This window comes from Bombilactobacillus sp. ESL1094, assembly GCF_058107425.1.
The window spans coordinates 127,804-140,126 of the sequence record NZ_JBYLUM010000001.1; the positions used below are offsets into that span (position 1 = coordinate 127,804).

Annotated in this window: 9 protein-coding genes and 1 tRNA gene; 1 reads left to right on the forward strand and 9 read right to left on the reverse strand. The window is 38.9% G+C overall.

From position 1 onward, the window contains the following. The first annotated feature begins 214 nt into the window (after positions 1-214). Positions 215-1,345: a site-specific integrase gene (locus AC3B5S_RS00705; protein WP_489789959.1), complete on the forward strand. Its 1,131-nt coding sequence runs from the start codon at positions 215-217 to the stop codon at positions 1,343-1,345. Positions 1,346-1,486: 141 nt separating this feature from the next. Here the strand turns inward: AC3B5S_RS00705 and AC3B5S_RS00710 are convergent. The 9 genes from AC3B5S_RS00710 to hrcA all read right to left on the reverse strand — a co-directional run bounded on the left by AC3B5S_RS00710 (position 1,487) and on the right by hrcA (position 12,302). Continuing rightward, positions 1,487-1,575: transfer RNA gene (locus AC3B5S_RS00710), tRNA-Ser, on the reverse strand. Positions 1,576-1,596: 21 nt separating this feature from the next. Continuing rightward, positions 1,597-2,109 carry an adenine phosphoribosyltransferase gene (locus tag AC3B5S_RS00715; RefSeq protein ID WP_489757563.1) on the reverse strand — a complete coding sequence of 171 codons (513 nt, stop codon included), beginning with the start codon at positions 2,107-2,109 and terminating at the stop codon, positions 1,597-1,599. A 20-nt stretch (positions 2,110-2,129) separates the two neighbouring features. After that, the gene (gene recJ / locus AC3B5S_RS00720) at positions 2,130-4,442 is read right to left on the reverse strand and encodes a single-stranded-DNA-specific exonuclease RecJ (protein ID WP_489757562.1); all 2,313 of its coding nucleotides are present in this window, start codon (positions 4,440-4,442) and stop codon (positions 2,130-2,132) included. Positions 4,443-4,454: 12 nt separating this feature from the next. Continuing rightward, on the reverse strand, positions 4,455-5,114 hold the full coding sequence (locus AC3B5S_RS00725) for a class A sortase (RefSeq protein ID WP_489757561.1): 660 nt from the start codon (positions 5,112-5,114) through the stop codon (positions 4,455-4,457). Positions 5,115-5,171: 57 nt separating this feature from the next. Beyond that, positions 5,172-7,007 (reverse strand): translation elongation factor 4, encoded by a 1,836-nt coding sequence (gene lepA, locus AC3B5S_RS00730; RefSeq protein ID WP_489757560.1) that lies wholly within the window; start codon positions 7,005-7,007, stop codon positions 5,172-5,174. Positions 7,008-7,401: 394 nt separating this feature from the next. Next, complete coding sequence (gene dnaJ, locus AC3B5S_RS00735; RefSeq protein ID WP_489789960.1) at positions 7,402-8,538, reverse strand: molecular chaperone DnaJ; 1,137 nt, start codon at positions 8,536-8,538, stop codon at positions 7,402-7,404. A gap of 207 nt (positions 8,539-8,745) precedes the next feature. Then, a complete protein-coding gene (gene dnaK, locus AC3B5S_RS00740) occupies positions 8,746-10,578 on the reverse strand; it encodes a molecular chaperone DnaK (RefSeq protein WP_489789961.1) in 1,833 nt (610 codons plus the stop codon). Between the two features lie 27 nt (positions 10,579-10,605). Then, the gene (gene grpE, locus AC3B5S_RS00745; RefSeq protein ID WP_489789962.1) at positions 10,606-11,214 is read right to left on the reverse strand and encodes a nucleotide exchange factor GrpE; all 609 of its coding nucleotides are present in this window, start codon (positions 11,212-11,214) and stop codon (positions 10,606-10,608) included. 11 nt (positions 11,215-11,225) lie between these two features. Further along, positions 11,226-12,302: a heat-inducible transcriptional repressor HrcA gene (gene hrcA / locus AC3B5S_RS00750; RefSeq protein ID WP_489768999.1), complete on the reverse strand. Its 1,077-nt coding sequence runs from the start codon at positions 12,300-12,302 to the stop codon at positions 11,226-11,228. Between the last annotated feature and the right edge of the window lie 21 nt (positions 12,303-12,323).

Below are 12,323 nucleotides of genomic sequence, written 5' to 3' on the forward strand. Positions count from 1 at the left end.
CATTCATAATTAATTATCCTCCTAATCTATTATTCATTCTTCAATTGTTATATTGAACCTTGTGATTATGAATTTCAATGCATTTAATTATTTTATTGTTAGTAAAATAGCCATATCCCCCACCTACCAAGTCCAGGACATGACTAAACTGAAAAACATACATAGGTATGCGCTTTTCGTGTACCATTTTAACAAATAATTGGAGGTAAATTCAATGGCAACATTCATTAAAAAAGGCAAAAAATGGATGGCTCGCATTAGTTACAAAGATTCAAATGGTAATTACCAACGTAAAAATAAAGGCGGCTTCGATACAAAGAAAGAAGCTCAACTATATGCCAATGAATTTGAACTAAGAGCAGCCGATGGTCCAATTTCAACTTCTGGTAAATTAACTTTGCCAGAGTACTTTTGGAATTGGTACAAGACGTACAAAAAGCCTAACGTAACTGATCGTACTCAAAAAACATACACTCATGCCTACCATGTTTTACAAAAATATTTTAATGAATATCCAATTGAAGAAATTACCCGCCAGCAGTACCAAGAATTCCTGTCTGATTTCGGTTCTAATCATTCCAAGTCAACTATCAGCAAAATTAATTCTCTTGTTCATGCGTGCGTAAAATCCGCGTTATACGATGGTGCTGTTAAGAAAGATTTTATTCAAAACGTTACTGTTGTTTACGATAAAAACCGAACACGAAAAATTGAATACTTAAATATGAATGATTTAAAACAATTAGTTGACTATTTAACCAATTCACTCAATCCCCACTTTACATCCAAGTACATGATTTTATTGGCAATCTATACTGGTATGCGTCTGGGAGAAATTCAAGGCTTAAAATGGTCCGATATTAACTTTAAATTTAAAACCATTACAGTTAAACGGTCATGGCATGAAGGGTTAAAGCAATTCAAGGAAACAAAAAATGAATCGTCCAAACGAGTTATTAGAGTGAACAATACAATCTTGGATATTTTAAAGCAATTAGATCACAGTGATAAGACTAAACAAGTTTTTATTGATCAGTACCAAACGGTGCCAACTTCTGCTGCCGTTAACAAAACATTACATCAATCATTACAAGCAGCTGGTATTAATCGCCAAGGTTTTCATTTTCATTCATTGAGACATACGCACGTTGCTTTTCTACTATATAAGAAAATTGATTTATACATTATCTCTAAGCGCTTAGGACATAAAGACATGACCACAACTATCAGAGTGTACTCATATTTGATTGACGAGTACAAAACTCAAGCTGATCAAGAAATCGAAAATGTCCTCAATAGCCTAGAATCAAGCGGAAATAATCAAGAAGTTTTGGTGCCAAATTAGTGCCAAAACTTTTTAAATTTAAAAGTTTTTAAACACTTTGTTGTTTTTAAAAAATATCTTATAAACGTTGATTTAACAGCATTCATACCAATTTTGAGCAAAATAAAAAAGGCTTAAAAGCCTTTAAAAAACACGTATAAAAGGAGAGTACAGGATTTGAACCTGCGCGCCGATATCGAATCGGTTCGCCGGATTTCGAGTCCGGTGCATTACCGCTCTGCCAACTCTCCATAAAAAGCAGTTAACCTGCTTTAATATTGCATTAAAGTAAACATATCATAGTTTTTAATTTTATCACGACCATGAAGCTCTGTCAATTCGATCAAGAATGCAGTTCCAACCACAATTCCCCCTAATTCTTCAACCAATTTAATGGTTGCAGCTAAGGTTCCACCTGTGGCCATTAAATCATCAACCACTAAAACTCGTTGTCCTGGTTGCACAGCATCTTTTTGCATATACAACGACGCTTGACCGTATTCCAAATCATAAGAAACAGAAACTGTCTCACGAGGAAGTTTTCCCTTTTTACGTGCTGGCGCAAAACCTACCCCTAATTTATAAGCTACTGGGCAACCCACAATGAATCCCCGCGCTTCCGGACCAACAATCATTTCTGTTTGCTGCTTTTTAGCATATGCGGCAATTTCATCAGTTGCCTGCGCATAAACGGCACCATTATGCATTAATGGCGAAATATCACGGAACAAGATTCCTGGTTCAGGAAAATTAGGAACATCTGCTACATACTTCTTAAAATCCATATAACTCTCCTTCGATAGTTCTAACTTTGTAATTTAATAACATATTGCACTAATTGTTGAAAATCCGAATCAATTAAAGTCTGAACAATCTTTAGCTGGGCTTGATTTTGCTGATACAACGGTGATTCGTTCAGTTGTCGTGCCGGTATCGTAGCCGGCCATTTTAACAAGCCACTGTCTATTGTAACAAACTTCAACTCAGAAAACACTTTAATTATTAATTTAATTTGTGAATTATTTAGTTTCAAGTACCGCGCTACTACTGGTAAATCTTGTACTTGTAACTGCTGATGCGTCACTAAATATTTTAAAGCTAAATGCCATTGCTGTGGCGTAATCATCAATGGTTGCAAGCGATTTTTAAAAATAAAAATCAATTTTGATAATTGTGGCAACTTAACAATTAAATTTTCAAAATCCTGAATATGTTGTGGGCAATCCATTAAAACTGCCGTTTTTAATTGTTGTACTTCTGCTGAAGCTAAATAAGTCAAATAACCGGGCATTTGCTGTACAAAATGCTGGCGATTTTTTTCCTGGAAAAAAAGCAGCGGCGTGGCATTAGTTATTTGGCTTAACGAACTAATCCCGCGCGCATCAATAAATTGCTGTTGTTGTACCACCAGCTGCTCCAATTCATTGGCCAATTTGACATCGACTACTTTTAATTGCACTGTGGGTTGGCGATGCCAATTGTTAATCATGACCGTGCCATATAAAACTTGAATGGAACTCGTAGCTAATTGCTCCTTATACTGACCCCAATTGAACGCCAAACATTCGAGTTGTTGATCTACCAGAAATTTCAAATGCGTTTGCGTTTTTTTACCCAAAAATTCTACTTGAGCATGCTGAAAATTAATAATCTTGAACATGGGCTGGGAATTGCCCTGACCAAAAGGCGCTAATCGCCGCAGTTGTTTGTAAAAATCTAATGACAAATCCGTTGCCGCTACTGTTAAATCATACGTTTGTTGAGGCTTTTGCGTTAAATCTAATTGTAAAGCTTGCGGTAATTGATTTAACCGTTGCTTGAGTTGCTCTAACAAAGCTGCATCTAACGTTAAACCACAAGCCTGCGCATGACCACCAAATTTTTGATATAAATCGGCTTGACTTGCTAGCGCCGTATATAAATCAAACTGCTCATTACTGCGCCCAGAACCAGTTGCCACCTGGTGTTCATCAATGTGAAACACTAAGGTTGGACAACCACTTTGTTGTAAAACTTTACCAGCTACAACTCCTAAAATTCCCTGATGCCAATCTTCAGCAGCCAAAACTAAGACGTGTTGTCCCGCTGCCAATTGCTCTTGTGCCTGTTGCCAAGCAGCTGTAAATACTTCCTGTGTTAAATCTTTACGTTGCTGATTAAACTGATCAATTGTTTTCGCCAAACTTTGCGCTTGCTCTTCATCGAAAGTTAACAATAAGTCGACTCCTTTTTGAGCCTGGTCCAGCCGGCCTAACGCATTTAACCGCGGAGCAATTTGAAAAGCGACATCATCTTCATTTAAAGTAGACCAGTTCAAATGGGCCACTTTAGCTAATGCCGCTAAGCCGCTGCGTTCTTGAGTCTGCATTTGTTGTAACCCAAAAGTAACAATAATGCGATTCTCACCTACCAGTTCCATCACATCAGCTATCGTCCCGATTGCTGCCAAGTCTAATAAATCAACGGGGACTTCGTCTAACAAAGCACTCGCGACTTTAAAAGCTACTCCGGCACCCGATAGGTATGGACAAGGATATGCCGCCCGTTGATTGGTAGCTAAGGCTGGGTGCACAATCGCTAACGCTGCTGGCAATTGTTTCGGCAGTGTATGGTGGTCCGTAATAATAACATCAACTCCGTGCGCGTTCGCATATGCCACCTCTTGCACACCAGTAATGCCGTTATCGACAGTAACGATTAATTGGACTCCTTGAGCAATAAACTGTTGGTAACGTTCAAGGTTTGGACCATAACCATCTTGAAAGCGATCCGGAATAAAGTAATCCACTTGACCACCCAAATTAGTAATGGCTTCTGTCAAAATAGTCGTACTAGTAATTCCATCAGCATCATAATCCCCATAAATTAAAATTTGCTCTCCAGCAACAATTGCTTGAGTAATCCTATCTATTGCTGGCTGCATATCATGTAAAAGGTATGGGTCTGCTAACTGTTTCAGATCTGGTTGTAAAAATTGTTGAATTTCTTGACTAGTTTTGATCCCACGTTGATTCAGTAGTTGCACCACAAATAACGGCAACTGGAGTTTTTGAGCCAATTGCTTTAATTGAGCTGTTTGGTTCAAATCGGCTTTTTGCCATTGATATAGTAAACTCAAATTTTTTAACCTCTAATCAAAAATTGCTAAAGTTGCGCGATTAGCCACGCGGGCTTTAACCAAATTACCTTGAACAATCCACCGATTCGCACCGCCATCGGCACAGGTAATCAAACTAATCATTTTCTGCTTACCTTGATCATCAATCCGCCAAGTGGCTTTGGGTGAAATAACTTGCTTTAAAGTAATTTTATACGTATAAACGCTGGATAAGTCGGTTATATAAATTAAATCCCCAATTTGCGTATTAGAAATTGGCGAAAACAAGGCGCCCTTTTGGGTCATATAATGACCAGCTAAAGCATAATTACCCTGCCCCATTTTTTCATCAGGTTTCATAGTGCCCGCTCCGGTCGCTAAAGCATTATCGTCAATTCCTTTAACAATCGGCAACTGTAAATTAACGGACGGAATAGCAATTTTGCCAATCATGGGGGCATTTTTTTGTACACTGGCTTTCGCCACTTGTTGCACACTAATAGATTTAACTTTAGAAAAATCAAAGGAAGCTGATTTTAAATTATTCTGATGAACCTGTTTAGCTGTCAAAGATGACAAACTTTGCTGTGATAATTGACGAACCATAAAAGACTTAATTTGCCCATTAAAAATTAATGCTAATGCTACTACCAAAATAATGAATGTTCCGCAATATTTTACAATTTTTTTCATGGCTTCCCCCTGGACCTGCCTTTGAAGAATCAAATTAACTTTGCCAAAACAACTGAACTATTTTTGTAAATCATCATCATCCATTTGTAAAACTGCCATAAAGGCTGCTTGGGGAACAGTCACACTCCCCACTTCTTTCATGCGTTTCTTACCCCGCTTTTGTTTATCCAATAGTTTATTTTTCCGGGTTTGATCCCCACCATATAGTGGTCCGGTCACATCTTTACGATAAGCTTTCACAGTAGAACGTGCCACAATCTTATTACCAATCGCCGCTTGAATAGCCACTTCAAATTGCTGCCGGGGAATAATTCCTTTTAACTTTTGAACAATTTGCCGTCCCCGCCGATAAGCAAAATCTTCATGAACGATAAAACTTAATGCATCGACAGGTTGTGAATTCAATAAAATATCCATCTTAACCATTTTCGAAGGTTGATAACCAATAATTTGATAATCTAAGGAAGCAAAACCGCGTGTATTGGACTTTAAAGTATCAAAGAAGTCATAGATAATTTCGGCTAATGGTAAACGATACACTACATTAACGTGGTAATCATCCAAATAATCCATCGTATCAAATTGGCCCCGCTTGCGTTGAGCCAATTCCATCACTGCGCCGACATAATCTTTCGGAACCATAATTTCCGCTTTAACCATCGGCTCTTGAATCTCCTGAATTTCCGAAGGATCCGGCATTTGTGATGGGTTATCAATAATCTTCGTCGTTTGGTCCGTCAAAATTACTTTATAGTTAACGGACGGAGCTGTCATGATCAAGTCCAAGTTAAATTCCCGTTCAAGCCGTTCTTGAATGACATCCATATGCAATAAACCTAAAAAACCGACCCGAAAACCAAACCCTAAGGCTTGGGAAGTTTCAGGTACAAATTCCAGGGAAGCATCATTCAATTGTAATTTCTCTAATGACTCACGTAAATCGCCGTATTTGGCATTATCTACCGGATACATACCAGAATAGACCATTGGGGTAATTTGCCGATAGCCGGCCAAAGCTTGGGCGGTCGGCTGCTCAGCTAAAGTAATCGTATCACCCACTCGCGTATCTTGAACACTTTTAATACTAGCAGTAATATAACCGACATCACCAACACTCAAGAATTCCCGTGGAACAGCTTTGGGAGACATGACACCCACTTCTGTGACTTCAAAAACTTTGCCATTACTCATTAATTTAATGTGATCACCAACTTTGACTTGGCCATCGAAAATCCGCACGCTTAATACCACACCACGATAACTATCGTAAACAGAGTCAAAAATTAAGGCCTTTAACGGAGCCGTCAAATCGCCTGTCGGTGCTGGCACATCTTGCACGATCCGTTCCAATAAATCGGCAATGCCTAAGCCACTTTTGGCACTTGTTAATACAGCATTCTCGGCATCAATGCCAATCATATCTGTAATTTCTAATTTAACACGTTCCGCATCCGCCGATGGTAAATCAATTTTATTAATCACTGGCACAATCTCTAAATCATTATCAACCGCTAAATACGCATTCGCCATTGTTTGTGCTTGCACACCCTGCGCAGCATCCACTACTAATAAGGCACCTTCGCAAGCCGCTAAACTCCGCGATACTTCATAAGAAAAATCGACATGTCCGGGGGTATCGATTAAATGAAACGTGTAAGTATGCCCATCTTTAGCTTGATACTTCAATTCAACTGCGTTTAACTTAATCGTAATCCCTCGTTCACGTTCAATATCCATGTCATCCAAAACTTGATTTTCCATATCTCGTTGTGAGACAGTATCTGTTAATTCTAAGATTCGGTCGGCAATCGTCGATTTACCATGGTCAATATGAGCAACAATGGAAAAATTACGAATATATTTTTGTTTATTTTCTAAATCAGATTGTGGCATATTATTAATCCTCATTCCAAATTCACATTTATAGCTCTCTTGGTTTACTATATCAAAAATTTCCCGCTGACAAAAGACCATTCCCCGGCTAATCTCCAGCTCGTGAGCACGATAATTGTAAACTAATTTTTTCTGCGACGCACTGACGTCTTAATTACAAACAAGGACCTAAAGCCATCAACAGCTTTAAGTCCTGCAATTAATTTGCAACTGGTTACTTGAGTAATCAATTTAATTTTTGATAAATTATCACTAAAAATTGGGACGACAGTCGCACAACTCGCTTGAATGAACTAGTCTGCGCCTCAATTAAACAATTTACTTTTTGAAACACAATAATTAATTTTTTGAGCAAAATCGCTAACCTGATTGACTAATCGTGTAAACAGGTCACTTATTTAAACTTATCTTTCATATTGTCACGCATCCGCTCAAAGAAATTCCTGTCCTGTTCTTTGACCTTAGCACCACCTAATTGTGCAAAAGTCTGTAAGGCTTCTTTTTGTTTTTCATTTAAGTGCTTGGGGGTCACGATTTCTACGCGAACCTGTTGATCACCGACACCACCATGCAAACCGGGTACTCCTTGCCCTTTAAGTTTAAAGACCGTTCCTGACTGTGTGCCAGCCGGAATTCGCAATTCCACTTGTCCACGCACCGTTTTGACTTTAATCTCATCACCTAAAGCGGCTTGTGGGAACGAAATCGTTTCATGTGAGTAAATAGTCGTATCATGCCGTTCAAAATGCTTGCTGGCCTCAACTTCAAACGTGACAAACAAATCACCATAAGGACCTTTATTATCACCAGCAGCCCCCTGACCATCTAAGCGCATCCGCTGCAAATTATCAATTCCTGCAGGAATATCGATTTCGACTGCATGACTTTTGGTAATCTTGCCCCGTCCATGGCAAGTAGGACACTTTTCTTCAATTTCTTGACCAGTTCCACCACAGACGTCACAGACTTGTTGACTCTGCATCATCCCTAATGGAGTCCGCTGGTTAACGGTAATATGTCCGCTTCCCTGACATTTATGACAAGTTTTGGGGCTTGTCCCAGCCTTGGCCCCCGAGCCCTGACAATCTGGACATTGTTCACTGCGATTGTAGCGAATCGTCTTTTTACCACCGAAAATAGCTTCTTCAAAAGTAATTTTCATCCGGTATTCCAAGTCTTGGCCCTTCCGTGGAGCGGTAGGATCAGCTTGGCGCCGACTGCCGCCACCAAAAAACGAGTCAAAAATATCGCCAAAATCGCCGAAGCCATTCGTATCAAAACCACCGAAGCCTTGACCGCCGAAACCTTGGCCGCCAGCTTGCTGATCGGTGGAACCGTATTGATCAAACTGGGCTTTTCTTTGCGGATCTTTCAAGATTTCGTAGGCTTCATTAACTTCTTTAAACTTTTGTTCCGCATCAGGTGCTTTATTCAGGTCGGGATGATACTTTTTAGATAATTTACGGTAAGCCCGCTTAATCTCGTCTTCTGAAGCATTGCGGTCCAGACCTAAAGTTTCATAAGGATCCATATCTGACTTAACCTTTCTTTCAATAACTAAAATTTTCCCAAAATCACAAACTAGCACTTTTAAACACTAAAAGAGTCAAATTCTAACGTCCAAACCTGGATTTAGTAATTTGACTTTTTTAGATACAAACTTTGAACTTTTAATCTAGGCCGTTAATTCTAACAAGTAGCTACACCCCAAATAATGGTTCCAAGTTAATTCGCACTCTTATTTGTTTTTATCAGGGTCAACTTCCTTAAAATCGCCATCCACGGTACTATCGCCATCATTCTTAGCGTTCGCATCACCTTGGGCTTGTTGCGCATCTTGAGCTTGTTGATACAACTTCACTGATAAATCTTGAACAATTTTATTCAAATCGTCCTTCTTGGCTTTCATTTCTTCCAAATTATTGTCAGCTTGGGCTTTCTTCAAAGCTTCTTTTGCATCCGTAGCCTTCTTAATTTCATCTTCAGAAACTTTACCTTCTAAGTCTTTCAAAGTCTTATCAGTTGTAAAGATCAATTGATCAACTTCGTTACGGAGATCGGCTTCCTCTTTGCGCTTCTTATCAGACTCTTCATTTTCTTGAGCTTCTTTTTTCATCCGTTCAATTTCTTCATCGGATAAACCAGATGAACTCTTAATTGTAATCTTCTGTGATTTGCCAGTGCCTAAATCTTTCGCAGAAACATTAACAATTCCGTTTTTATCAATATCAAACTTAACTTCAATTTGTGGGACGCCTCGCGGAGCAGCAGGAATATCTGTTAACTGGAACCGACCTAAAGTCTTGTTATCAGCGGCCATCGAACGTTCACCTTGTAAAACATGAATGTCTACTGCTGGTTGGTTGTCCGCAGCTGTTGAAAAGACTTGTGACTTGCTGGTTGGAATTGTCGTATTCCGATCAATTAACTTAGTGGAAACACCACCCATTGTTTCAATTCCTAAAGATAGTGGCGTAACATCTAACAAGACCACATCTTTCACATCACCAGTAATCACACCACCTTGAATGGCTGCTCCTAAAGCAACAGCTTCATCAGGGTTAATCGAATGATCGGGTTCTTTACCAGTCCATTGTTTAACTGCTTCTTGTACCGCAGGAATACGCGTAGAACCACCGTTTAAAATAACTTTATCAATATCAGAACTGCTCAAATCGGCATCTTTTAAAGCATTTTGTACCGGAATCTTTGTCCGGTCAACTAAATCAGCTGTTAATTCATTAAATTTAGCGCGAGATAAAGTAGTCTGTAAATGCAACGGGCCAGCAGGGCCAGCAGAAATAAATGGCAAACTGATTTCCGTTTCACTCACACCAGATAAATCTTTTTTCGCTTTTTCAGCAGCATCTTTCAACCGTTGCAAAGCCATCTTATCTTGTGATAAGTCAATTTGATTTTGCGCTTTAAAGTCAGCGACTAACCAATCCATAATAGCATTATCAAAGTCATCGCCACCTAAATGGGTATCACCATTAGTTGACAATACTTGGAAAACGCCATCGCCTAATTCCAAAACGGAAACATCAAAAGTCCCACCACCTAAATCGTAAACTAAGACTTTTTCATCGGCATCACTTTTATCTAAACCATAAGCTAAAGCAGAAGCTGTTGGTTCATTAATAATCCGTTTAACATCTAAACCAGCAATTTTACCAGCATCTTTGGTAGCTTGCCGTTGTGAGTCATTGAAGTAAGCTGGTACAGTAATTACCGCTTCAGTCACTTCTTCACCCAAATATTTTTCCGCAAAGTTTTTAATGTATTGCAAAATCATGGCCGAAATTTCTTGTGGTGTATATTCTTTGCCATCAACATTGACTTTATAGCCAGCTTCACCAATGTGGCGTTTGATAGAAGAAATCGTATTCGGGTTGGTAATTGCTTGCCGCTTAGCCACTTCACCAACTTGTGTTTCACCATCTTTAAAAGCAACTACTGATGGTGTAGTCCGGCCGCCTTCTGGATTAGCAATAATCTTCGGGTCGCCACCTTCTAAAACAGCAACTGCTGAATTAGTTGTTCCTAAATCAATTCCGATAATTTTTGACATTAATTAAACCTTCTCCATTAAATTAATTTATTGTGCCACAACAACCATACTTGGCCGCAAAACGCGATCTTTTAATTGATAACCGGCCTGTAATACTTGCACCACTGTGTCTGCTGGATGCTCATCATCACTTGCTACTGTTTGCACCGCCTGATGAATCGTCGGATCAAATTTTTCATTCAAAGCTTTAATTTCAGTAATATCATTTTCCGCTAATGCTTGCTTCAAATGTTTTAAAACCATCTGCACACCAGTAATTAAGCCGTCATTGGTCTGATCGGCACTACTTGCTTGTAGTGCACGTTCTAAATTGTCAATTGATGGTAAAATAGCTGTCGCTAACTTTTGTCCATCATACTTAATTAAACTAGCCTGTTCTTGTTGATTATGCTTTTTAATATTTTGAATTTCCGCTTGTAAGCGTAACTCCTGATCTTGACTAGCTTTTAAATCTTTTTCTAATTTTTGATTAGCATCTAATAGTTTGTCTACCACTTCATCAGCAGCTGGCTTGGCTGTGGCTGGTTCATCCTGATCTTTGCTGGATACCACTTTTTCTTGATCATTAGCAGCTGCTTTTTTTGTTGAAGCTTTTTCTGAAGGAAACTCTTCCGGATCTATTTCAGGTTTCGTCATAAACACGCCTCCTAACTTGAATTACCATTTAGTTCTTGAAAATAATCAATTAACCGCTTTGCCAATTCATAACGTAAAGAGGTAATTAAACCAATCACTTGTGAATAAGGCATATTAGTGGGCCCTAAGAGGGCAATTAAGCCATCACCGTGAACGCCCACACTATATTTGGCGGTAATCAAACTATAATTATTCAATATTTGCGGCGCTAATTCAGCACCCAAATGGACCTTAATTCCTTGATTATTAGAATCATCGTCACTGAGATTCTGATCCATTCCCAAAAGCTTGGCTAAATTATGGTCACTGTCAAACAATGAATACAAACTCTTTAAACTGTCACTATTACGGGTATCAACGTAGTTAAATAAATTAGATTTACCGTCCACAAAGAAATGATCGGCGGCAACTTTATCTAAGATATCATCAAAAATTGACAAAAAACCATCTGGAGTCTGTAAATATTGTGCCACCAGTTTAGGAAAATCAGTCTTTAATCGCTTGGAAACCTCATTCAAAGTCTGACCTACTAATTGATCATTAATAATGCGTACGACCGCTTCCAAACGATCAGCCGCAATATCTGCTTCTAAGCGATACACTTGATTATAAACAGCTCCATCACTAGTTACCATAATAGCCATGACTTGACTGTTACCCAAGTCTACAATTCGAAAACCAGTTAAAACAGTATTATCACTCTCAGGTCCTAAAGCAATGGCCGTATAACTTGTCAAAGTTGAGAGAATTTTAGCGGACTGCGCAACAATCTCATCAATTTTGGTAAAGCGTTGTTTGGCAAAATCAGAATGAATGATTTCTGAAGTTTGCTCCGAAACATCTATCGGCGTTAACAGGTGATCCAAATAGTACCGATAACCACTATCTGAAGGCACCCGTCCTGATGACAAATGAATCTTTTCAATCAGACCCAAACTCTCTAAATTTGCCATGTCATTGCGAATAGTTGCCGAACTCACATGAATTGGTAACCGATCCATTAAAGCCTTCGAGCCAATAGGTTGCCCCGTTTCAATATATTGTTGAACAATTGCCTTTAAAATTGCAGCTTGACGATCAGTTATCAAACCAAATCACCTCGCTTTTAG

Excerpts from the sequence above, each read along its gene's own strand:
- AC3B5S_RS00725 (WP_489757561.1), bottom strand. The coding sequence starts at position 5,114 with ATGAAAAAAATTGTAAAATATTGCGGAACATTCATTATTTTGGTAGTA.
- grpE (WP_489789962.1), bottom strand. The coding sequence starts at position 11,214 with ATGACGAAACCTGAAATAGATCCGGAAGAGTTTCCTTCAGAAAAAGCT.
- dnaJ (WP_489789960.1), bottom strand. The coding sequence starts at position 8,538 with ATGGATCCTTATGAAACTTTAGGTCTGGACCGCAATGCTTCAGAAGAC.
- AC3B5S_RS00715 (WP_489757563.1), bottom strand. The coding sequence starts at position 2,109 with ATGGATTTTAAGAAGTATGTAGCAGATGTTCCTAATTTTCCTGAACCA.
- dnaK (WP_489789961.1), bottom strand. The coding sequence starts at position 10,578 with ATGTCAAAAATTATCGGAATTGATTTAGGAACAACTAATTCAGCAGTT.
- AC3B5S_RS00705 (WP_489789959.1), top strand. The coding sequence starts at position 215 with ATGGCAACATTCATTAAAAAAGGCAAAAAATGGATGGCTCGCATTAGT.
- lepA (WP_489757560.1), bottom strand. The coding sequence starts at position 7,007 with ATGCCACAATCTGATTTAGAAAATAAACAAAAATATATTCGTAATTTT.